The organism is Streptococcus huangxiaojuni (assembly GCF_040930515.1).
Classification (GTDB): domain Bacteria; phylum Bacillota; class Bacilli; order Lactobacillales; family Streptococcaceae; genus Streptococcus; species Streptococcus huangxiaojuni.
In genome coordinates this window covers 140,736-164,667 of record NZ_JBFQEG010000002.1, presented here as the reverse complement: position 1 = coordinate 164,667, position 23,932 = coordinate 140,736, and the positions used below count along the sequence as shown (strand labels likewise).

Sequence of the window (23,932 nt, the reverse complement as noted above, 5' to 3'; positions counted from 1 at the left end):
ATTTAGTCTCATAGTCAGTATAGAATACAAATACATTTTTAAATCCAAAGCATCTATCATTTTATATCAATACATAATTGCTGCTGCAATGTTTAAAAGCATAAACAAAATCAATGCTCAATGGTCTGATAAATCTAAGTAGCCATTGTTTTGATACCAATTCACAACATCAGCTAAGGTTTCTTTTATTGGTCTGAACTGCCCGCCCAGTTCCTTTTGAGTCTTTTCCTTGCTAAAATTTGTCCGACGATATTCTTCGGATATAATCTTAACTGTTTCATTACTAATGAGAATAGGCTTCTTAGTCAGACTGTGGTATAATTCATTCCACTGCGCCAGTACCCTAACAAGGAACATAGGAACATGTTTTCTAGGTCGAGAGATACCCGTAACCTCCTCAAGAAGCTTAACCAGATCTTCCATTGTAATATAGTGACCTGCCGCAAGGTAGCGTTCTCCCTGACGTCCAAACTGCATAGCCGAAATGTGAATTTCAGCAACATCTCTAGCATCTACTATACTGTAGCTGGATTTAGTGATACCTGGTAATTTATGCTGCACATAATTAAAAATAAGCTGACCGGCAGATGTAGGACCTATATCTCCTGGTCCAAACATAAAGCCTGGCAAAATAAAGCAGACAAACATATCAGGATGGTCAATAAGAAATTGTTTAACAGACTCTTCACTCAAAATTTTGCTTCGGTAATAATCAATTTTGGTATCCTGACCCCGTGACATCGTTTCATCTGCCATTTGATCACGTTCAGCTTGAAGCACCGCAATAGATGATGTATGCACAACTTTACGAATACCTTCTTCATAAGCTACTTGAAGTAACTTTTTTGTCCCTGCAACATTGGTTTCATAAAGTTCCGACCAATGATTGCCACCTTTATGACTTTCTCGGAAAAATGCAGCTGTATGGAAAAGGGCGTCACACTCCGTAAGAGAAGCTCGAAAATTTTCTGGTCTTAAGATATCCCCTTCTATACAAGTTACGGGTAAGCTACCAAATTGTTTCTTAGCTTTTTCCAAAGAACGCACTAAAGCTGTGACTTTTATATTCTTTTTGATTAAAGCTTTGACGAGGTTATTCCCTAACAGACCGGTAGCACCTGTAACAAAAGCATGTGAAATAGTTCTACCGTATCTGTCATCTTGCTTTACATTTATTTGAGACATTCACTTCTCCCCTTTATGATACTTTTTAACTATAACTACAGTAAACAACATTACTTTTAATCAACTGATTTTAATGCTTCAAGCATATCTACTATTTTAAGCCGATGATTCACTAGTAACCCCAAAAGTGTAAGGACAACAATAATTGTTATAACCGGAATAACATACACTAACCAGTTAACATCTTTAGGATACATTTCATCTTTACTCATCATATCTATAATAATATTATGTAGATAATGTCCACCAATAAGGCCTAAGACAATTCCTAAAAGTGATAAAATAATCGTCTCTCTGTAAATATATAGTGTCACTTCTCTATTATGAAAGCCAAGGACTTTTATAGTTGATAGTTCTCTGATTCTCTCAGCTACGTTAATATTAGTAAGATTGTACAAAATAACCACTCCAAGTAAAATCGATACTACAACTAAAATTGTCATTGAAGCATTAAGCGCCTCAACAGCTGTGTTAAGAGTTTTAATTGCTGATAAATTTTGAGAAACAGTTGAAACTCCATCCATTGATAAAAGCTTTGAAGCTTGTTCTGAAATATTCCCATTTGTATTATTTTTTAAATTAACAAGGTAAGCATTATTTGTTTCTTCATTTCCAAAATTTTTTTATAATAGACATCATTCATAAATATATAATGTCCTACTTTCATTTCAACAATATCATTAACCTTTATTATGTGATTTAAATTATCGGTATCCTTAAAAGTAAAACTATCTCCAACTTTAACATTATAGTATTCAGCTAATTTTTCAGAGATAACTGCACCTTGATCAGAAAGTAACACTTCTTTATCTGATTCCGTGCTTATCAAATTGATAAAAGTTTTAAAATCATTTTTATCAGAAGAGAGAATTGATATAGGTTTTTTTTCTGTCTGTCCAGTAATCTTTTCATTCACCGTTTTATAATAAACACTTTGATATTTAGAATTGGTATCAAGAAAATCTGTTACTTCACTTAACTCTTTTGAAGTAGCGCTATTATTTTTTAAAACCATCATATCATAAGCAGCAATTTGATGAAATTGTCTATCAACAACTCTGCTCAAAGAGGACTGAATTCCTAAACCAGCAAATAAAAGGGTAACAGAACCAGTAACACCAAAGATTGTCATTAGCATTCGCAGTTTATATCGAAAAATATTTCTTGCTGTTACCTTTTGAGTAAAGCTCATCTTTGTCCAAATAAAACGGAAACGTTCCAGCAGTATCTTGTCTCCTTTAACTGGGGGTTTAGGTAAAAGTAATTGAGCCGCTTTTTCACTTAATTCTCTGCGGGCAATCCAAAGGGCTGGAAGAACTGCACTTATGATTGCAAGTAAAACAGATAGCATAGTATAAAACCAATAAAAATAAAGTTTTGGGGCACCAACTGTCATAGTTGTCGCTACCAAGCGTGTTACTACTCGTGGCAAAAGATAATGACCGGCAAATATTCCGATAACTGTCCCAATTAGGCTGGATATTAAACCGTAAATAACAAATTTTTTAACTACATCTGTATTGGAATAACCTAGGGCTTTTAAAATTCCAGAATTATTGCGCTCTTCATTCACAAAACGGGTCATTGTAGTAAAAGTAACAAGAGCTGCTACTAAATAGAGAACAATTGGAAATAAATTGCCAATTTTGCTAATATTCCCTCTAATAGAATCGTAAGTATAGTACCCCTCCCCTCCTGGAAAAGTAGAACGTGTATAGGTATTGTATGTTGGAGTATTCAAACTATCTATCTTGTTTTGTAAGTCGGCTAATTCTTTTTCCCCTTCGTTAATTTTCTTTTGAACGTTTTTTGCTTCTATTTTTGCTTGAACTAATTGCTCTCCTTCTAACAGTGATAAAGTTACAGACTTCTGTTCAAACTGATTTTTAACAGCATCAAGCTGACTTTGGCCAAATTCCAGATCTTTTTTTAACTCGGATCTTAGCTCCTCTAATCGTTTATCTCCATTATCTGATAAAATCTTGTCAATTTTCTCTTGATTTTTTGACAGTCTTTCTGCATAATCTTCAGAATACGGATTAAGATTATTAAGATTATCATATTTCAAACGTGCAATTGTATAAAAGTCACTATCAAAAGCAGCTTCAGTCACAACTGCATAAGCAGACAGAGTACCATCTCCAGCGGTAGATGAACCCATGTCGGTACTTGACCAAATTTCTGACGATTCAACAAAACCGACAATTTTATATCTAGAATTTTTTAAAACGCCATTATCATTTTGAGTAAACTGAATTGTATCACCGATTCCATAACGGTTCTCAAGTGTAGAAGAAATAGCTATTTCATTTGATTGTGAAGGTAAATTTCCGGAAACCAGATGATAGATCGAGATACCCTTACTATTCGAAAAGATTCTTACTGCATCATTTGTACCTTCAATAGTCACATCACTCATATAGCCGTATTCTGCTTCAACATCTTTGATACTATCTATTTCTTTTCTATCATTTACACTAAATCCATATTCCGAAATAACAGATATATCCATTGTATTGGACTTCTTAAGGTACTGACTAGCCGTTTTTTCCATATCAGGTGTTGTTACTTTTAAGCCAGTTAAAGCAAATGCCCCCAACATCATTAGTAACATTATAGATAAAAAACGACCTTTCGAGGAAGAAAACGATTTCCTTATATCTTTCCAAAATACTTTTTTTTTCATTGCCCCACCTCTCAATACTCTAAACTACTGATATCTTGAGGAGCATCATTTAATTCAATTGAACTCACTTTAGCATCATGCATGTGTATCACTCTGTCTGCAATTGGTGCGAGAGCAGAGTTATGTGTCACGATAATGACAGTAGCATTTTGGTACCGAGACATATCCTGTAAAATTTTTAGAATATGCTTTCCCGTTTGGTAGTCAAGGGCCCCTGTAGGTTCATCACATAGTAAAATTTTGGGATTCTTAGCAATAGCACGTGCAATCGAAACACGTTGCTGCTCCCCACCCGATAATTGGGCGGGAAAATTATTTAAACGTTCTCCTAACCCCACTTCTCTTAACGTTTCTTCAGCATTTTTTGCATCTGATACAATCTCAGAAGCTAGTTCGACATTTTCTTTAGCTGTTAAATTAGGAACTAAATTATAAAATTGGAAAACAAAGCCAACATTATTTCTACGATAATCTGTCAATTGTTTACTGTTATAACTAGCGATATTGACACCGTCAATAATAACTTCGCCTTCATCATTGCTGTCCATACCACCTAAAATATTTAAGACAGTAGACTTACCTGCACCCGAAGCACCTAAAATAATAACAAGTTCACCTTTATTAATTTTAAAATTAATATCGTTATTGGCAACAATTCTTATATCACCAGTCTGATAATATTTAAAGGAATGTTTCATCTCTATATATGGCATTACTACTCTCCTTAAAACAATTTACTATATATTCCATTTTGTTTTAAAAATATCTCTATTTTTCTATTTATTGTATGCTCTCATCTCTTCAAAACTGCTTTTATTTTTAAAGATTCGGCCAAGCATATATCCTTTCATACAGCATTTACCATCTTGATATAGCGCAAAAACACAATATCCTTTTCTTTTTTTAGTTTTTTCAGCAATAACTTGGATAACAAGAGGACTATCAGAAGTTACAAACCTTTTATATATTTTTACATCTTCTGTCGGAATAAGATGTTCTTCTCCACTTAAAGCTTCTTCAGAAGTTGATAAACAAGCCTGTCTACAAATTTCTGTCAATATTACCGATTCAACATGATCACCTGCTTCATGATCCAGTGTAATTTCACTGGTTCGGAAAAAACCTTGCAAATAAAATACATTGGTATCTCTAATCCTTGCACTTTCTGAAACCATAACATTTTCTGATTTCTTTTTATGAACTAATTCTTTTCCTACTGCTGTATTAGTACTTAAAACTTTTTCTTTAAATTCAAGGGGAATACCTATTTTTTCGCTAAGTGCTAAAATTTTATCGTAAGATTCTAAAATATTCGTTTTACTTAAATCATCTTCTATATCAATAAACTTTTTACCATCTAACCAGTCTATAATATCAGTATCGTTATCGTCTTGGAAATCGGGAAAGTATACCGATACATTGTCCTTCAAGATTAATAAGACAATTTCAATATCTTTGCGGTTATTCAGAATAATTATTTTAGATTGCAAATTATCCAATTTTTTTGCTTTCTTACAAATTGTAAAATAGTTTCTAAAATTTTTTGTAGTATCAAACTCATTAACATTCCCCTTTCTTACATTTTAATAAATACTCCATTTATCAAACAATCTATTTTATTTTAAAAATGGTACCATCATAATCAATTATAGTCATAAATCCATTCGGCAAAGTTTGAAAATATTTTTTTTCTTCATTAATTAAATAAATTAAAGTAAGTATAGTAAGCCCATGGCTGATTATCAAAACATTCTGATCTTTAGTAATGGTTGTTTCCCTAATAATAGAGATAAAAGCTGACCAAATCCTCTTTTGTAATTTTTTCCAGTCTTCAACACTATTAGAGGAATCGTTTTGATATATGTAGTTAGCAACTTGTTCTAAGGTTAATTTTCCAAAAATATAGTTAAATTTATTTTTGAAACTGAGCTTCTTAAAAGCATCTTTCATATTTTGCCCATCAAACGAACCAAAATCCCACTCCCTTAGCCTCTTATCAATTTTAAAATTAGTATTCTTCTGTTCTAAAATTGTTGAGATGATATCATTTGTTTCGATTGCTCTTCTTTGGTTACTAGAATAAATAGAATCAAACACTACTTTTTTTTCTTTAACATCGAAGCTACATTTTTAATTTCTAGAATCCCTTTAGAAGTCAGTGAGAGATCTGAATGTCCTTGAATTTTTTTATCAACATTTGCAGTTGTTTCGCCATGTCGTATTAAATAAAAACGTACCATATTTTTAATTAACTGAACTTTCTATTGTAAAAGTGCTTTTTACCATATTGAATCATCTGAGTCTACCATTTTCAAAAAATCTTTTGTAATTTCTTTAACAGAATGGACAATATACTTAACGCCTGTTTTTTTCATTTCTGATTCTTGGAATCCCCATGAATGATTTGCTGGTATTCCAATAAAAGGTGTTCCATATTTTTTAGCTTCCTCAGCAACTCTATTAACATCGTCAATAAAAAGAGCTTGCGAGAAATCTACTCCATATTCTGTAACTATCTCTTTTAATCCTGGGCGGAAATCGTTCGTACACACATAACGATCAAAATACTTTAAATAAGGCTGAAATTTCGGATCAATCATCTCTTTTTTTAAACCGCCGTAACATACCAAAGTTATATTTAGCGACTGCAACATTTTTAAAAATTCAGGAACTCCTGAAAGCGTAGAATCTTTGCTGCTTTTTAAAAAATTACTTCTTTCTGAGAAATATTCTTTTAAAAGACTCTCAATCGTTATATCTTCAGGCAGGTTCAGATATTTTTTGATAAAATCAGCTGCTTCGCTGCGTTTTTGAGAAAAAGTATTATTTTCCAATTCTGCAGTATAAGGAACACCATATTTTTGTGCCAGCTTATATAGAACCGGGCTAAAAGTATCTTCCAGTAAAACACCGTCTATATCACAAGCTATCAATTTTAAATTATTCATTTTTTCTCCTTTTATTTAATAATATTTACTGCTATGAGATTAATAATATTATATATACTAATCTCAATCAGTATAATAGACATTATATTAAAAATAACTTTGGTAGATAAGGGTTTAGATGCCATAAAATATTGATGCATTGTCAAATAATCACAATATAAAAGAGAGTATTTTCATATCTGTTACACATTGGTAACTTAAAATTCATTTACATTGTGTCAATTTTTTTATACAATATGTGCTAGAAAGGGGAGACTTCTATGGTTTTAGGAAACCGTGAAAATATTATCAATGCACTTCTTAGAATTGCATCTAAAAATCCTGATAAAAAAGAAGTGACAATGTCTGAAATAGCTGAGGAAGCAGGGATATCCAGACAGGCTATTTATCAAAAGCATTACAATAATGTAGAAGATATTTTTAACGATATTCATCATTCCATTACTCAAGAAGTTTACGAAACACTGGAGCATGCTGTAAATTCTAAAAAGATAGCTTCTATTTATGACATTATTGCAGATGAATTAATTCCTAAAGTCTATTATTATCGAAGTTGGGGAAAAGTACTGTTTCATACCTCACTAGATCATAATTGGGTTCAGTTCCTTCAAGATATTTACCTTCCTCTTTTAGAAGAGCAAGATAGCAATATAATTAACCATAGCCCTTTACCTCAAAAAAATATGATTAAAGCACTAATGTTTTATATTTTCTCTATTATAGCCGAATGGCTGTCTGAAGATTTTCCAGACCCCCCCAGAAGTTTTTTCAAAGAAATTTAAATTTCTGATGACTACTAGTCCCAAAAGCTTAATAGATAGTACTTTTTTAACTTCAGGAAAATCAAAATAGATGACAGCTACCAACTTCTGGCTGATTTTTCTTGAATATTAGTTTTCAATTCCAATAAACAAAGCTGAGGCACTTTTGTCTCAGCTTTGTTTATTTTATCAGTGTTGACCTGTTCCTGCATTAAAAACAATAAAAAAAGCAGCTTTCGCTACTCTACATCAATAAAACCAAACTGATTTAAGGGAAGTACCCTGAATCTGATAACACCCTTTATCTGAGAGGATTTGATAATGCCAAATTCTCTGCTGTCCTTAGTATTGCGCCGGTTATCATTTAAAATTAAATATTCCTTATTGGCAAGCACGGTCTTTTGGTCATCTTTAGCAATCGTTGCTAAAGTAAAATCTTCAGTGAAAAGCGATCCGGCCGGAGCAGCTTCCAGATAGGCGGTCTTTTCTTCTTCAATATAATTTTGCGCTGCGACAGCATTATTTAAATAAAAAATATCATCCATATAAGTCACACTGTCACCGGCTTCAGCTACAATCCGGCCGACATAATCGTTTCCGTCAACTGTATAGAGAACAAAGTCTTTATACTGAGGGGTAACATTTTTATTGATGGTGACCAAATCCCCTTGATGTAAATAAGAATTAGCAGAACTTTCTGCGATGCGAACAGTTGAAAACACAAAAATTCGTAAAAGGAGAGCTGCTAAAATAATGATTAAAGCAATAATCAAGTTACGAATAAAATCTCTTTTTACCATAATGACTCCAAGCTATCTTTCTGATTAACATTATATCATTTTCCAGCTTATAAAAAAAGAGAAGCCGCTTATATTAAAAGCGAACATCTCTCAAATAAGAAAACGTGTTTATTTAACTGTACGAATACGCATTGTATTTGTTCCGCCTGAACCAACCGGTACACCGGCTACAATCACAATATTATCGCCCGATTCTACAAGACCAGATTTCAAAGCCGCTTTTTCAGCTACATCAAACATGTCATCTGTTGAAGCAGGTTTCTTAGTCACAACAGGAATAACTCCCCAATTAATCATCAATGATTTTTGTGTTTTTTCATCAAAAGTCACAGCCAAAATATCAGCATCAGGACGGTATTTAGAAATAAGACGTGCTGTATTGCCGGATTCAGTGATGGTAACAACCAGCTTAATATCCATAGAGCGGGTAGCATCTTTGACCGCAGACGCAACAACTTCTGTTTTTGAAGTCCGTTCAAATTCATCTGAATTCAAACGGCCGTATTCATTGAGCAGCGTCTGAGCATTTTTATCAATCGTTGCCATAGTCCGCACTGATTCGACCGGATACTTCCCATTAGCCGATTCCCCGGACAGCATGGTCGCATCTGTTCCGTCAATAACAGCATTAAAGACGTCCGATACTTCTGAACGGGTTGCCCGCGGTTTATCAGTCATTGTTTCCAGCATATTCGTTGCTGTAATAACCGATTTGCCGGCAGCATTAACTTTAGTGATAATCATCTTTTGGTAAACAGGAACCATTTCAAACGGAACCTCGATTCCCATATCTCCGCGTGCGATCATGATACCGTCTGCAGCCTCAATGATTTCATCAATATTGTCAATCCCTTGCTGGTTCTCAATTTTAGCAAAAAGCTGAACGTGGTCATTGCCTGTTTCTTTACAGATAGCACGAACCTCTTCTACATCTTTAGCTGTCCGGACAAATGAAATAGCAATGAAATTAAGTCCTTGGCTGAGCCCGAAACGAATATCAGCATTGTCGCGTTCTGCCAGTGCAGGGAAAGGGATTTTTGTATTAGGGATATTAACGCCTTTTTGCTTAGCAATAATACCGTCATTTTCAACTTCAACGATAAATTCCCGTTTAGCAATATCTTTTTCGATAACTCTCAGTCCCAGCTTCCCATCATCAATAAGGATAGTCTGACCAACAGCAACATCGTCGTAAATATCTAAGGCACCGGCAACATTTAAAGCAATAATATCGCGCGTTGATTCAATGCCTTGTTTTGTCGCAACACGAATTCGTTCACCTGTCATATAAGAATATTCCTTAGCATCCTCTGCAAACAATTCCGTACGCATTTCAGGACCTTTAGTATCCAGCAGAAAAGCTACCTTTTGGCGTGCCATTTCCTCTGCCAGACGAACAGTTGCCATGCGTTCTCCCTGCTCTGAATGGTCCCCGTGTGAGAAATTGAAACGAAAGACATTAGCACCTTCAGTAATGAGCTCAGCAATTTTAGCCGCTGATTTTTCAACATCCAGCTTTTCAGCCCAGTAACCATCTTCACCGAATTTCTTACCGCCGCGAATTTCAACCGCAGGACCGAGTGTTGCAACAATTTTTACGCGTTTATTCATATTAAATACGAAACTCCCTTTATTCTTTATTCATTCATAAAACATCAATAATTTTAGATTGTTATACTTAATCTTAATGTGCCAAATCACGATTTAAAGCAGCAAAGTCAAGACGTGCTTTATGCGGATTGTTAACAATGATATTGCCTTCTTCAGTCAGACTAAAGAGGGCACCTTCTTCAGCACTGCCAAGAATTGGGCTCTCAACCAAGGTTTCATTGTGAATACCGACAGCCAGTCCGCCGCGGCCTTCAAGAAGCAGCTCAACTGCATGGGCTCCCATCCAAGAGGCAATGACCCGGTCACGCGGAGATGGTGCACCGCCCCGCAGAATGTGCCCAAGGTTTGTGGCACGCAAATCACTTGTGTCGCCAGCTTCCTTCATAAGCGAAACAAACTTTTCGGCATGCATAACACCTTCAGCAAGAACAATAATATGGCGATGCTTGCCTTTCTTCTCATAGCCTTCCTTGACTTTAGCAACAACATCATTAATATCGTATTCTTCTTCAGGAATGATAATCTGATCGGCACCCGCCGCGATTCCGGACCAAAGAGCGATATCACCGGCATTACGCCCCATCACTTCAATAACAAATGTCCGCCCGTGGCTAAATGAAGTATCGCGAATTTTATCAAGAGCTTCGGTAGCAGTATGGACAGCTGTATCAAAACCGATTGTATAATCAGTTCCGGCAATATCATTGTCGATTGTACCAGGAATACCGATAGCCGGGAAACCGTGCTCAGTCAGGCGCATAGCGCCATGATAGGAACCGTCACCGCCGATGACAACAACACCTTCTATATTTCTCTTTTTCAGCTGTTCAATCCCTGCCAGCTGTCCTTCAAGAGTTGCAAACTCAGGATAGCGGGCAGACTGCAGAAAGGTGCCGCCATGCGACAAGGTATTCGAAACAGCTTGTGCATCCAATGGAAAAATATCTCCGGCAACCATACCGGCATAGCCGCGGTTAATACCAAAGACTTCCATCCCTTCATTAATTGCTTTACGAACGACTGCACGAACAGCAGCATTCATCCCAGGAGCGTCACCGCCACTGGTCAAGACAGCAATACGTTTCATTTTGCTAAGACTCCTTTTTTACTTTTTAACGTTCTTATTATAGCATAATCCTTACCAAATTGCTCCCTTTTCGTATTTTTTTATCGAAAAACCGTTTTCAGGACATATTGTTCTAATCTTTTTGCTAATGTTTGATTTTTCTGGACATAATAGGTTTGACTCTGAATGGTCTCCTTGCTGTCCCTGTAATGAAGGACAACAGGAATCTCTCCTTTGAACTCAGACAGAACAGCAGATATTTCTCTGTCATAGCGGTGATCCTGCAACAAAATCCAAAAACGTTCTGAACTGGCCTCTTCTGCTCCATTTAAAATCATTTGCAGCTGCCCCTCACGCTTTTGCACTTTTCCCAGCAAATAGTAAAACCGGCCTTCCTGCAAGAATGATTTAAATTGCTGATAGCTCTCCGGAAACACAGTAACATCCAGTGTTTTCTTAGCATCAGTAACTTTCAAAAACGCCATTTGCTGGCCTTTAGACTTGGTCCGGATCACACGTATCTTTTGAATCTGAATGAGTATGGTAGCTTCCGTATTTTCCTGCAAATCATTTATAGTTTGAAAAGTCCTGCCCGACTGCTTAGCAATTTCAAAAAGCGGATGCGGACTGATGCCAATCCCTAAGAGTTCCTGTTCCATCTGATATTTTTCCAGACCCGAATAATCCTCTGTTTCCAGCCAATTATAAGCACTGTCAGCAAACAAACTGCCCAGTTCATTAACGAAAGTAAACAGATGATCCAGGTTATCTTCAATTTTTTTTCGATTAGGCTCAAAAGCATCAAAAGCCCCAATACGGATCAAAGGTATGATATAGTCGCGCTTTTGAAAATTAGGCGGGAGCTGTGTTAAAAAATCTTCGACACTTTGAAATGGTCTTTTGTCAATAATCCAGTAGGCCAGTTCCTGAGGAAAACCTTTTAAGTGCCGCATGCCCAAAAAAATACGATCTTGAACAATTTTATCTGTATAAGGAATAGAGTTAATCCCTATTTTTCCCACTTCAAAACCGGACTCTAAAGCATCAACGATATAATCACTGCTTGAATAATTGAGCATAATATCATAAAAAACAGCAGGATAATGCGCTTTAAAGAAAGCCAGCTGGAAAGCCAAAGCCGAATAAGCAAAAGCATGGCTGCGATTAAAGCCATAACCAGCAAATTTAGCCATACGGGCAAAAAGATTTTGAGCTGTTTCCAAAGGATGCCCCAGCCTTTGGGCGCCTGCAAGAAAATCTGCTTCCATATCCTGCATTTCTGCCTGATTTTTCTTCGACATTGCCCGGCGGAGCAAATCAGCCTTGCCTAATGTAAATCCGGCATAGACCTGAGCAATCTGCATAACCTGTTCCTGATAAAGCATGATACCGTAAGTTGGTTCTAAGATTGGAGCCAAGGTCTCATCAAATAAATCGACACTCTCTCGGCCAAAGCGCCGTCTAATATAATTTTCCGTATAGTCACTGGCCCCCGGCCGATTCAAACTGGTCGTTGCCACTATATCTTCAAACTTCTGCGGCTTAATCCTTTTTAGGAGATTAATGGCTCCGCTTTGTTCAAATTGAAAAATTCCTTTAGTCTTACCGGCTGCAAAAAGCGCCAAAGTTTGCTTATCTTCTAAGTCAATGGCTTTAATATCGATTGCTGTTCCCTGTGTTTCAGCCAGTTTTTCCTGCATTTTTTGAACAAAAGTCAGATTGCGCAGGCCCAAAAAATCCATCTTCAAAAGACCGTTCGCCTCAACTGCACCGGCATCGTACTGTGTAATCATCATATCCTCTCCGGTCTTAAGAGGAATATGTTCGGTCAAATCATCATCGCTCATGACAATTCCTGCCGCATGAATAGAAGTCTGACGTGGCTGGCCTTCAATACGCTTGGCTATGCGATAGGCCTTCTGGTACTCCGCCCTGCTGTTAATAATCTGTCTGAAAGCCAAGTTAGTCTCATAAACACTGCTCAGACTATCTCTAAATCTGATTTTTTTGGTTATATCCGTTAATTCATATTCAGTCAGGCCAAAACGTTTAAAAACATCACGGACTGCCTGCTTGGCACCGAAAGTGGAAAAAGTCACAATTTGTGCGGAATGCAGTGAGCCATAGCGATTTCTGACATAATGAAGGAAATCGCTGCGGTAGATATCAGGTAAATCAATATCAATATCGGGCATGCTGTAACGCTCTTCGTTCAGGAAACGCTCAAAAAGCAGATTGTTTTGCACAGGATCAATACCGGTAATATCCAGAGCAAAAGATACCAAGCTTCCCGCAGCTGAACCGCGGCCCATTCCCATATAGTAACCGCGGCTTCGGCCGAAACGCAAAAGATCCCAGACAATTAAAAAATAGTCATCAAACCCCATTTTGTGAATGACAGTCAGCTCTTTTTGCAAACGCTCTTGGTAAACAGGAGACCATAAGTTTTTGGTTCTCAAGCCTGACTCTGTCAGTTCAGCTAACTCTTCTGCTGCTTCTCTTTCCCTGTTAAAGCGAGGCAATTTTAAATCGGTATCAAACTGATAAGAAATTCCGGAAACAAGTTCCTCTAAATTGGACAGAGCCTGAGGGAAAATTTCTTCAAAACGCTGCGTCATTGCTTCACACGATAGCAAAGCTTGATTGGCAAACCCAGCCTCAGTTTCTCGTAAGGGTTTGTTATCACGAATAGCATGCAGCATCTGAATAATCTCAATCTCTTCATCATCAAAATAGCGGACAGTCTGAAGAGGGATCAGAGGCTGACTGTAATCTCTCTGCGGTGAGTTCTGATAAACTCCGATATAGTAATCAAAAGCTAAATCCAGCCTGTCAATTCCTTCAAAATAGGGAACCACCAAGGCTACACCGGAAAGATATTCAGCCAGATTTTCGTAGGTCAGCTGGCTGGACATTTGCAAAGTGGAGAGTTTCAGAAGATTTTTGTAGCCTTGCGTATTTTTAGCGATGAAATAAAACAGGCAGCTTTCTCCATTGACTGAAAGTTCGACTTCTAGGCCTAAAACAGGCTGAATACCAGCTTTTTGGGCCTCCTTAATAAAATGAAATCCAGCATAAAGGCTGTCCTTATCCATGATGCCGATACTTTGATAACCCAATGATTTTGCTTGCTGGACATACCTGCTTAAATCTATCAAACTATCCATAAAAGAATAGACTGTTTTGGTGTCTAATTGTGCAAACATGATTCTCTCCTTCTGCGTTCTTCCTAGCTTCTATTATACTATTAAAAAAATTTCCCTGCTGAACTTTTCTTTCCCCAATTATAGAAAAATCTCTTTAAACAGCCTATGCTTATTGTCAAACAGCTATCAATTGGGGCCAGCTGTTAACCTTATTTCTATTTTTCTTGACTTTTCGGCTATATTTTTGTATTATCGATATAGTACAAAGGCCCAAAATGAACAAAAACAAGTAGAAATGAGAGACAAGGAGCCTCTTCAGACTGGCTGACAGAGGAATAATCGAAAATGGTGCATCAACTGGCTCGTTTCCTGCTTAGACTTTCTAGTTTTTGATTTTCAGCTACTTTCTTTCTGGACTTTCTTTGTATTTTAAGGAAAGGAGTTTTTAATGTCTTGGAAATTTGATGAGAAATCACCTATTTATTCCCAAATTGCACACTATATCAAAATGCAGATTATCAGCCAAGAAATGGTGAGCGGAGAACGGCTCCCTACTGTGAGAGAACTTGCAGAAACTGCTGGTGTCAATCCTAATACTATGCAGAGAGCTTTCACAGAATTAGAACGCGAAGGGATGGTCTATTCTCAGCGAACGTCAGGCCGTTTTGTCACAAAAGACAAAGACCTGATTGCTGCAAAACGACATGAAGCCGCTCAGTCTGAAATCCATTCATTTGTTGCAAATATGAGAAAAATCGGCTTTCAAAATGATGACATCATTTCAGTTTTAGAATCTTTTATGAAGGAGAATAATTAGGATGACACAACTCTTACAATTGCATCATGTCACCAAAACATTTAATAAAAAAGCTGTCATTGATGATTTAACTATCAGCTTGCCGGCCGGTAAAATTATCGGATTGTTAGGCCCCAATGGAAGCGGTAAAACGACCCTAATTAAGCTGATAAACGGTCTTTTGCAGCCTAATCAGGGAGAAGTCGTTATTGACGGCTATCACCCTTCTGTAGCAACTAAAAAAATCATCTCTTATCTGCCTGACACAACTTATTTGCGTGAAGAGATGAGAATAAAAGAAGCCATCACATTTTTTGAAGATTTTTTTGCAGATTTTGACCGAGAACAGGCAGAACATCTCTTAAAAGATCTTGGGCTGGATATTAATCAGCGCTTTAAAAACCTTTCAAAGGGAAACAAGGAAAAAATACAGCTGATTTTAGTTATGAGCCGCAAAGCGAAGCTCTATTTGCTGGATGAACCAATCGGCGGAGTTGATCCGGCTGCCAGAGACTATATTTTGAAGACCATTATTAACAATTATTCTGAAGATGCATCCGTTATTATTTCTACACATCTGATTGCCGATATTGAACCCATTTTAGATGAAGTCATTTTCTTAAAAGACGGAAAAATAATCATTGAAGGCAATGCGGATGACCTACGCTCAAAGTACGAACAATCAATCGATTCTCTGTTCCGTGAAAGATTTAAAGCTTAGGAGGGCAGAATGTTTACAAAACTTTTAAAATATGAATTTAAATCAGTTGGCAAATGGTATTTTGCTATGAACGTAGCTGTTTTGGCCATTTCAGTACTGTTTGGACTGACAGCAGCCAAAAAATTTGCCAATCCTGAACCCGATGCTGTTTACTTTACAGTATCTGGAGCCAACGGTTTATTTATCGCCTTTTTGTTTTTAGCTTTAGGTATCCTTATTTCTGCGACCTGGGTTGCGACTTTATTCATTATTATCAACCGTTTTTCAAAAAATATTTTCGGCCGTGAAGGCTATCTGACAATGACCCTCCCAGTTTCAGCTCACCAGCTTATTCTCTCAAAACTATTAATGTCGTTTGCTTGGATTGTCTTTAATAGTTTTGTCTTAGTTATCGGCATCTTTCTTATTGTTTTACCCATTACCGGTCCCAGAGAAATTGTGTCCCAGCTGCTGCTGCTTATTCAGGAAATACCCTTGAGCGAATGGGGACTGTACTTGATTTGGTTGATTTTAGCTATTTTATCAAGTACCTTAATGATTTATTTAGCTATTGCTATCGGTCAGCTATTTTCAGATAAGCGAAAACTAATGGGCTTTTTAGCTTACTTCCTTATTTTTATCATTGTTGAACTAATCAATCAGGTCTTTATTGAAAATATACCTGCTACTTTTTCTTCATTTTTGACTTATTATATTGTTTGTTATCTCATTCAGATTATCATTTACTACTGGGGAATTTGCTATATTTTGCAAAAGAAAATAAATATTCAGTAAACAGATTGGTATTATGAAAAAGAGCAGCTCATCAAGCGCTGCTCTTTTTAGTCTATCAAAAAAATTACCAACTTTTCTGTCTGTCAGCTGAGAAGAGCCTTCAGCAAATCACCGCCAAAAATCCATAAGTAACTGTAGCCGATAATAGAAATCGGTTTAGCCAGCATAATAATAATCAAAAAACGCTTCAGCGACATATTGCTCAGACCCGTAATCATAACCATAATATCCGCTGGTGAAATCGGCGAAGCCATGCAGAAGATGAAAAAATTCTCATAGCCCTTTGTTTCCAGCTTGGCTTCATACTTGTAAAAAGTAGCTTCCTTAACAAAGAGCAGGACAAATTTTCTGCCGTATATCTTAACAAGAAGAAATAAGATAAAACTGCCAACTATGATGCCAAGATAATTATAGATAAAACCAAAGAAGGGACCAAAAATCAAAAAACCGGCTATTGTCGTGATGCCACCGGGAATAACAGGAAAAACAACCTGCAAAATTTGAATGACAATAAAAATAAAAGGTCCCAAAAATTGATAACTGTGGACTAGGTCTTTTATAGCATTACTGTCATTTAAAATTCCAAGACGGTAGAGCCAGAACATCAGAAAAAAAGAAGCAATTAAGGCAACCGTTCCAAAAATTTGAATTAATTTCTGAATCATCAGATAGCGTTTTGACATCTTCATAACTATTATCATATCATATGCAGACTTTTTTTGCTATTTGAAAGGTTATCTGTTATACTAAAAAGCAGGTGAGGTAATCACCTCCTAAAGCTCTGGGGTCGTTACGGATTCGACAGGCATTATGAGATCTGTTTTGCAACTCATCGGCGGATGTAAAACGACCAGTTAAATATAACTGCAAAAAATACAAATTCTTACGCAGTCGCTGCCTAAAAACCAGCCTGTGTGACTGCTGACCAATCGCTTGTGTTGAGAAGCGGTCTTCATTAATAAGCAAGCTACGTTCAGTCATTGTCTGACTGACTGAAAAGAGACCGATAGACTCGCTTAGCTGGGGTTTGAGTTATGTATCACAGCTAAGTTAAAATAAGACATAACCTATAGTTGTAGACAAATAGATTGGCAGATGTTTGGACGTGGGTTCGACTCCCACCGGCTCCATAGACAGTCTTTATCAAGATCAAGGTGTGAACCTTGATTTTTATTTTAACAAAAGTTCACTGGCATTTTTGTCCTTAAGCACAATAAAAACCTAAAAGCAGATGGCTGTAACTGTCACTTCTGCTTTTAGGTTTTTTATTTTTTGAATGATGATCCATCTTGAGGGAATCGAACCCCCATTATAAGAACCGGAATCTTATGTGATATCCATTACACTAAAGATGGATTATAGATAATTCTAAAACAAAAAGGCTTGAGACTGAAACAAGCAGGACTTAAAAGGGCCAATCAAAGGCCCTTTTAAGTCTGGTTATCAGCTTAATTCAGCTTACTTTATAATTCAATATCACCAAACAGGTCCGCCATTGAAAAACCGGTTTGCGTTTCTGGAAGTTCATAATCACGCTTTTCTTGCCGTTTTTGGCGGCGAGGACGCGATTTACGCTTGTTACCGTCTTTATTTTCACCCTCAGCCGGTGCAGGCCGTTCTTCAAGCGCCTTAATAGATAGTGAAACCCGTTCATCAGCGGCATTTACATCAAGAACTTTAACTTTAACTTCTTGACCGACACTAAGAACATCTTTAGGATCTTCTACACGCTTGTGTGAAATTTGAGAAATATGCACGAGACCATCAATGCCAGGCAGAACTTCAACAAAAGCACCGAAATCAGTCAGACGCTTAACTTTTCCATCAATCACATCGCCGGCAGCAAGTTTTTGTTCAACACCATCCCATGGTCCAGGTGTAGTTGCTTTAAGCGAGAGAGAAATCCGTCCTTCTTCTTCATCAATCGCCAGAACTTTAACATTAATCTCTTCACCGACAGTAACAACTGATTTTGGTGACACATTGCGCTCATGAGACAGTTCAGTCACATGAACAAGACCGTCAACACCGCCCAAATCAATGAAAGCTCCAAAGCTTGTCAGACGTGCAACAGTTCCAGTTACAACTGCTCCGACTTCCAATCTTGAGAATACTTCTTTGCGTGCTTTGGCAGCAGCTTCTTCAACAACATCACGCCGTGACAGAATAAAACGGTTTTCAGCCGGATCAACTTCTTTAATTTTTGCATCAATGTCCTGACCGACAAACTTCTCTGTGTTGCGAACAAAACGCGTATCAAGCATAGAAGCCGGAATAAAGCCGCGCAGACCTTCAAATTCAACAGAAAGGCCGCCTTTGACAGCACGTGTCCCTTTTACAGTGACCACTTCGCCTTCACGTCCGATCAGCTTATCCCATGCTTTACGTGCTTCTAAACGCTTTTTAGAAACCAGAAAAGTTACTGTATCAGTATCTTTCCCAACAACTTGACGTAAGACAAGCACTTCAACTGTATCTCCCTCTTTGACATAATCGTTAATATCTGCATCACGATCATTTGTCAATTCACGAAGAGTAAGAACACCCTCAACTCCAGTGCCATCGATAACTACATTTGCCTGCTCACTGTCAACAGCTAAAACTTCCGCGGTAACGATATCACCAGGATTTACTTCATTGACACTGTTTAGCAAATCTTCAAATTCATTCATTCTAACAAAATCCTCCAACAAAAGCTAACCCAGCTAGCTCTTGATAACAATATATTTTTTCAAGGTAACCCGCAACGACAACATATTTTTATCTTTGACGGTCTCAGAAATACTCTGATACCTTTAACTGGGGTAGCTGGATTCGAACCAACGCATGAGGGAGTCAAAGTCCCTTGCCTTACCGCTTGGCTATACCCCATTTTTGACTTCAAGATAGTTATCCGAATCAAAAACAGCTGATGTTTAGTGAAAATTTTTTCAATCAACTTTCGCTGTGCATTTTCAAAACCTTACCATCTTGACATGGAAGGGGAGGGATTCGAACCCCCGAACCCGAAGGAGCGGATTTACAGTCCGCCGCGTTTAGCCTCTTCGCTACCCTTCCATTCCGTAACAACGAAGACTATTCTATCATAGTTTTACCGAACTTGCAAGTCTTTTTAGCACAGTACAGCTTTTAAATTCAAAATTTCCGAACGTTCCTTGCTGTGATAAAAAAACGGCCTGATGCAAGGCTTAGCACCAGCCTGAAATCCTGTAATTTGGCACTTGTTATTAAAATAATTGAAAAAATGAAAATATGATGTCATTTTCATTTCAATTTGATATCTTTCTGAATCAGTGATTCAAATTATATTTTTCAATAATATTTTCAACTGCTTTTTCCAGCGATTTAAAAAAAATGCTTATTTCACCCTTTTCAATAACAGCAAATTTATCATCAACCTCTGCAATCTCACCGATACTTTTTTTGCCTATCGTCAAGCGGTAGCCAGTCACTGGACTGCCGCTGACTTGTACTTGGCTGTCTGTCAATTCAACAGCAATTTTTTTATCTTTTTTACTCATATAAGCCTGTCCTTTTCTATTGATAAATTTGAAAACATCAAATGTAAGCTGTCTTTAGCCCGAAACTATTTTTAGACTCTGCTATGTTTCAAACTCATCTGTATTTCTTTTTAATTTTACACAAATTTAAAAAAGCTTGCAAGAGCAAGCTTTTTCTTTTATTCCACTTTAGTAATCCAACCTTTTGGTGCAGCAATGTCACCGAACTGAATCCCGACCAACTCATCGTAAAGCCTGCGGGTAACCGGACCAACCTCTGTCTCACTATAAAATACATGCAGTTTATCTTTAAACTGGATACCGCCAATTGGTGAGATGACAGCAGCCGTTCCACAGGCACCGGCTTCAGTAAAGCGATCCAAATCAGCAATCGGAACATCACCTTCTACAGCCTTTAAGCCAAGCCGTTCCTCAGCCAAGTAGAGCAAAGAATACTTGGTTACAGAGGGCAGGATAGATGGGCTCAAAGGTGTCACAAATTCATTGTCTCTGCTGATGCCAAAAAAGTTAGCTGATCCGACTTCTTCTATTTTAGTGTGTGTAGCCGGATCAAGATAGATAACATCGGAAAATCCGGCAATATGGGCCTTATCTCCAGGCAAAAGGCTGGCCGCATAGTTGCCGCCGACTTTTGCTGCACCAGTACCATAAGGTGCTGCTCGGTCAAAGTCTTCGGCTACGATAAAATTGGTCGGTGTTAAGCCGCCTTTGAAATAGTTGCCCACAGGCATGGCAAAGACTGTGAAAATATATTCATCTGCCGGTTTGACACTGATACTGTCTCCTACACCGATCAACAAGGGCCTCAGATATAATGTTGCTCCGGTTCCGTAAGGGGGCACATAATCAGCATTAGCTTTAACAACTGCTTTACAGGATTCGACAAATTTTTCAGTTGAAACTTGGGGCATCAGCAGACGGTCAGCGGTTTTTTGCAAACGTTCAGCGTTTTGGTCCGGCCTAAAGAGCTGAATATCTCCTGCTTTGGTTCGATAAGCTTTTAAGCCTTCAAAAGCTTGCTGTCCATAATGAAGAGCCGGTGAACTTTCCGAAATGTGCAGAGTGGCGTCCTGGGTCATCTGGCCGCTGTCCCATTCCCCGTTTTTGTAATAAGAAATATAGCGCATCGGAAGTTTACGGTAGCCAAATCCTAAATTTTCCCAGTCAAGATCTACAGTCATTTAAAAAACCTCTTTCCTCATTTTTTTCTATTTTACCCTTTTTTTGCTATTTTTCAAGTCTTTTCATAAAATTCTGAAAATTACACAATTAAAAACCAAACAAACTCCTCTGTCCTTCTGGAGCACAGCCATCAAACTGTCTAATTTTGCTGCAGGCTCTATTTAAGAAAAACAGCTTACTCTGTCTGCTTTTTCAGCAGTCAAAAATAAGCTGTTTTTGCAAAAAATAACTTTATTTAATTTCTGCAGAGAGCACTTCTTCATCCGAAATTGTATCAGAAATGAAGGAACCGTTGCTGCTGCGCTCCGAAAAAGTCAGATCTTCGAGGATGACATCATAGGTCTTTCCGCTTTTTGAGATAACCTCAAGTTTTTCTGGCTGTTCTCTATTTTCTGGCTGCACACTAAATAAATCAAGTGATGGAGCACCTGCAGGATGAATCGGCCCAGCTAAAAAGACACGGTGAGGTTTGGCTTTTAGCTCACGCAGCACTTGCAGACCACGGTTAGCCCGGCTGGTTGAAGGAATGAGAGAGACAGCCATCCGTTTCAGACTCCCTCTTTGTGTCAGCAAAAAGATACTCTCAGCATTAAGGATAAAGGCACTGGCTAGACTGTCGTCTTCTTTTAAGCTGATTGCCTTAACGCCAGCTGCTTTTCCGCTCAAAACAGGGACATCGCCGATATTGAAACGCAGAGCATAGCCTTTACGAGTAATCAGCATGATATCATCTAAAGCGATAGGGGCAACTGCAATAACACGATCGTCTTTATTTCTTAATTTAGCAAACTGACTGGCTTTAGACCGATAGGTCCGCCAAGGAGAAATCGCCTGACGTTCCAGACGTTTAATCTGACCCAGTTTTGTGACTGCAAAATAGGTAGCTGCATCAAAATCATCAATAATTTCTGCATAAACTACCTGTTCATCACTTGCAAAATTCGTAATAGTCTGTGACAGGTGCTCGCCAATCTCTTTCCAGCGGATATCTGTCAGCTCGTGAACAGGCCGGTAAATCAAATTGCCGAAATTGGTGAAAATCAGCAGATGCTGAGTCGTTTTAGCTTTTTGAACTAAACTGACAGAATCATCATCACGTTTCCCCATCTCATCTAGGTGAGAAGACTTAAAGGAGCGGGGGCTTGTGCGTTTGAGGTAGCCGCTTCGCGTTACGCTGACAAAGGTTTCTTCTTCAACAATCAGGCTGGCCAAATCAATTTCTAAAGCCTGTGTTTCAGCCTGCAGTTCTGTCAGACGCGGCTTGGCAAATTTTTTCTTCACTTCACGCAGTTCGCTCTTCATCACACGGTAAAGAGTCGCCTCGTCCGCAATAATCGCTTTCAAAGTCGTAATACGCTCTCTGAGCTCCTCTTCTTCGTTTTCCAGAGTAACAATATCTGTATTAGTCAAACGATAGAGCTGCAGATTGACAATAGCTTCTGCCTGTTCTTCTGAAAAATCATAACTGACTTTGAGGTTTTCTTTGGCATCAGCCTTATTTTCGGATGCCCGGATAAGAGCAATAATATCATCTAAAATTGAAATGACACGAATCAGTCCTTCAACAATATGAAGACGTTTTTCGGCCTTTTCCTTATCAAATTTAGAACGGGCTACAATAATGCCTTTGCGGTGAGCGATGTAGCTGCTCAGCATCGGAATCAGACCGACCTGACGCGGTGTGTAGTGGTCAATCGCCACCATATTGAAATTGTAGTTAACCTGCAAATCCGTGTATTTGAATAAATAGTTTAAAATGGTCTGTGCATCAGCCTCTTTTTTCAGTTCAATGGCGATACGCAACCCGTCCCTGTCTGATTCATCCCGAACTTCTGCAATGCCCGGAACTTTGTTATTCAGACGGATATCATCAATCCTTTTAACCAAAAAGGCTTTATTCACTTCATAAGGGATTTCTGTCGCAATGATCTGCTGCCGGCCGCCGCGAAGATTTTCGATGTCAGTTTTAGAACGCACAACAATTCGACCTTTCCCGGTTTCATAGGCCTTGCGAATCTCATCTTTCCCTTGGATAATGGCTCCTGTGGGAAAGTCCGGTCCGGGCAAAAATTCCATCAGCTTATCTAACTTAGCTTTTGGGTGGTCGATCATATAAATCGCAGCATTAATCACTTCAGCTAAATTATGCGGCGGGATATCGGTGGCATAGCCTGCTGAAATTCCTGTCGCACCGTTAACTAAAAGGTTGGGGAAGGCTGCCGGTAAAACCGTTGGTTCTTTTTCCGTATCATCAAAGTTCCAAGCCCAAGGCACAGTTTTCTTGTCAATATCTTGGAGCAGAAAACCTGCAATTTCAGATAAACGGGCCTCGGTATAACGCATGGCTGCAGGCGGATCACCGTCCATAGACCCGTTATTGCCGTGCATCTCTATCAGTGTTTCACCATTTTTCCAGTCCTGTGACATACGGACCATGGCATCGTAAATAGAAGAATCTCCATGCGGGTGGAAATTCCCCATAACATTTCCGACTGATTTAGCCGATTTACGGAAACCTTTGTCGTGCGTATTGCCATCTTTATTCATTGAATAGAGAATCCGGCGCTGGACAGGTTTGAGTCCATCACGAATATCAGGGAGCGCACGCTCTTGAATGATGTATTTGGAGTAGCGTCCGAAGCGCTCTCCCATGATGTCTTCTAAAGACATGTTTTGTACATTGCTCATAATTTAAGATACTAAGGGCGTTATACAGACAAAGTCAAAACAAGAAA

Annotated in this window: 18 protein-coding genes, 3 tRNA genes, 1 other RNA gene and 2 pseudogenes; 5 read left to right on the top strand and 19 right to left on the bottom strand. The window is 38.1% G+C overall.

Annotation, left to right across the window (positions count from 1 at the left end; all coding sequences use genetic code 11):
- Positions 1-117: 117 nt before the first annotated feature.
- The 7 genes and pseudogenes from AB3329_RS02305 to AB3329_RS02275 all read right to left on the bottom strand — a co-directional run bounded on the left by AB3329_RS02305 (position 118) and on the right by AB3329_RS02275 (position 6,819).
- Entirely contained in the window at positions 118-1,185 is a 1,068-nt protein-coding gene (locus AB3329_RS02305) for an SDR family oxidoreductase (protein ID WP_368394127.1), read from the bottom strand.
- Between the two features lie 56 nt (positions 1,186-1,241).
- Positions 1,242-3,871: pseudogene (locus AB3329_RS02300) on the bottom strand (FtsX-like permease family protein).
- Positions 3,872-3,882: 11 nt separating this feature from the next.
- Positions 3,883-4,584 (bottom strand): ABC transporter ATP-binding protein, encoded by a 702-nt coding sequence (locus AB3329_RS02295; protein WP_368394126.1) that lies wholly within the window; start codon positions 4,582-4,584, stop codon positions 3,883-3,885.
- A gap of 63 nt (positions 4,585-4,647) precedes the next feature.
- Entirely contained in the window at positions 4,648-5,370 is a 723-nt protein-coding gene (locus AB3329_RS02290; protein ID WP_368394125.1) for an AfsA-related hotdog domain-containing protein, read from the bottom strand.
- 112 nt (positions 5,371-5,482) lie between these two features.
- Positions 5,483-5,968, bottom strand: a complete 486-nt coding sequence (locus tag AB3329_RS02285) for a phosphoglycerate mutase family protein (RefSeq protein ID WP_368394124.1) — start codon at positions 5,966-5,968, stop codon at positions 5,483-5,485.
- A complete protein-coding gene (locus tag AB3329_RS02280) occupies positions 5,968-6,111 on the bottom strand; it encodes a phosphoglycerate mutase family protein (protein WP_368394123.1) in 144 nt (47 codons plus the stop codon). The genes AB3329_RS02285 and AB3329_RS02280 overlap by 1 nt, the downstream gene beginning before the upstream one ends.
- Before the next feature lie 39 nt (positions 6,112-6,150).
- A complete protein-coding gene (locus AB3329_RS02275) occupies positions 6,151-6,819 on the bottom strand; it encodes an HAD family hydrolase (protein WP_368394122.1) in 669 nt (222 codons plus the stop codon).
- A 260-nt stretch (positions 6,820-7,079) separates the two neighbouring features.
- Between AB3329_RS02275 and AB3329_RS02270 the strand changes: the two are divergent.
- A pseudogene (locus AB3329_RS02270) lies at positions 7,080-7,671 on the top strand (TetR/AcrR family transcriptional regulator).
- Positions 7,672-7,819: 148 nt separating this feature from the next.
- On the opposite strand, the gene lepB reads toward AB3329_RS02270, so the two are convergent.
- The 4 genes from lepB to AB3329_RS02250 all read right to left on the bottom strand — a co-directional run bounded on the left by lepB (position 7,820) and on the right by AB3329_RS02250 (position 14,263).
- A complete protein-coding gene (lepB, locus tag AB3329_RS02265; RefSeq protein WP_368394121.1) occupies positions 7,820-8,380 on the bottom strand; it encodes a signal peptidase I in 561 nt (186 codons plus the stop codon).
- 108 nt (positions 8,381-8,488) lie between these two features.
- On the bottom strand, positions 8,489-9,991 hold the full coding sequence (gene pyk, locus AB3329_RS02260) for a pyruvate kinase (protein ID WP_368394120.1): 1,503 nt from the start codon (positions 9,989-9,991) through the stop codon (positions 8,489-8,491).
- Between the two features lie 73 nt (positions 9,992-10,064).
- The gene (gene pfkA, locus AB3329_RS02255; protein WP_368394119.1) at positions 10,065-11,078 is read right to left on the bottom strand and encodes a 6-phosphofructokinase; all 1,014 of its coding nucleotides are present in this window, start codon (positions 11,076-11,078) and stop codon (positions 10,065-10,067) included.
- A gap of 80 nt (positions 11,079-11,158) precedes the next feature.
- Positions 11,159-14,263, bottom strand: a complete 3,105-nt coding sequence (locus tag AB3329_RS02250) for a DNA polymerase III subunit alpha (RefSeq protein WP_368394118.1) — start codon at positions 14,261-14,263, stop codon at positions 11,159-11,161.
- 388 nt (positions 14,264-14,651) lie between these two features.
- Between AB3329_RS02250 and AB3329_RS02245 the strand changes: the two genes are divergently transcribed.
- The 3 genes from AB3329_RS02245 to AB3329_RS02235 are packed head-to-tail and all read left to right on the top strand — an operon-like array spanning position 14,652 to position 16,494.
- Positions 14,652-15,020, top strand: coding sequence for a GntR family transcriptional regulator (locus AB3329_RS02245; RefSeq protein ID WP_368394117.1), 369 nt, complete (start codon positions 14,652-14,654; stop codon positions 15,018-15,020).
- A gap of 1 nt (position 15,021) precedes the next feature.
- Complete coding sequence (locus tag AB3329_RS02240; protein WP_368394116.1) at positions 15,022-15,720, top strand: ABC transporter ATP-binding protein; 699 nt, start codon at positions 15,022-15,024, stop codon at positions 15,718-15,720.
- A 9-nt stretch (positions 15,721-15,729) separates the two neighbouring features.
- Positions 15,730-16,494 (top strand): ABC transporter permease, encoded by a 765-nt coding sequence (locus AB3329_RS02235; protein ID WP_368394115.1) that lies wholly within the window; start codon positions 15,730-15,732, stop codon positions 16,492-16,494.
- An 83-nt stretch (positions 16,495-16,577) separates the two neighbouring features.
- On the opposite strand, the gene AB3329_RS02230 is transcribed toward AB3329_RS02235, so the two are convergent.
- On the bottom strand, positions 16,578-17,189 hold the full coding sequence (locus tag AB3329_RS02230; RefSeq protein WP_368394197.1) for a TVP38/TMEM64 family protein: 612 nt from the start codon (positions 17,187-17,189) through the stop codon (positions 16,578-16,580).
- Between the two features lie 88 nt (positions 17,190-17,277).
- On the opposite strand from AB3329_RS02230, the gene ssrA reads away from it, so the two are divergent.
- Positions 17,278-17,627: a transfer-messenger RNA gene (gene ssrA / locus AB3329_RS02225) on the top strand.
- Positions 17,628-17,777: 150 nt separating this feature from the next.
- Here ssrA and AB3329_RS02220 read toward each other — a convergent pair.
- The 7 genes from AB3329_RS02220 to parC all read right to left on the bottom strand — a co-directional run bounded on the left by AB3329_RS02220 (position 17,778) and on the right by parC (position 23,885).
- Positions 17,778-17,849 (bottom strand) — tRNA-Arg (locus AB3329_RS02220).
- A 108-nt stretch (positions 17,850-17,957) separates the two neighbouring features.
- Entirely contained in the window at positions 17,958-19,166 is a 1,209-nt protein-coding gene (gene rpsA / locus AB3329_RS02215) for a 30S ribosomal protein S1 (RefSeq protein WP_368394114.1), read from the bottom strand.
- Between the two features lie 127 nt (positions 19,167-19,293).
- Positions 19,294-19,365, bottom strand: a tRNA-Gln gene (locus tag AB3329_RS02210).
- Between the two features lie 105 nt (positions 19,366-19,470).
- Positions 19,471-19,551 (bottom strand) — tRNA-Tyr (locus tag AB3329_RS02205).
- 233 nt (positions 19,552-19,784) lie between these two features.
- Positions 19,785-20,015 (bottom strand): DUF2969 domain-containing protein, encoded by a 231-nt coding sequence (locus tag AB3329_RS02200; RefSeq protein ID WP_368394113.1) that lies wholly within the window; start codon positions 20,013-20,015, stop codon positions 19,785-19,787.
- A gap of 158 nt (positions 20,016-20,173) precedes the next feature.
- A complete protein-coding gene (locus AB3329_RS02195) occupies positions 20,174-21,196 on the bottom strand; it encodes a branched-chain amino acid aminotransferase (RefSeq protein ID WP_368394112.1) in 1,023 nt (340 codons plus the stop codon).
- A 232-nt stretch (positions 21,197-21,428) separates the two neighbouring features.
- Positions 21,429-23,885, bottom strand: coding sequence for a DNA topoisomerase IV subunit A (parC, locus tag AB3329_RS02190; RefSeq protein ID WP_368394110.1), 2,457 nt, complete (start codon positions 23,883-23,885; stop codon positions 21,429-21,431).
- Positions 23,886-23,932 lie beyond the last annotated feature (47 nt).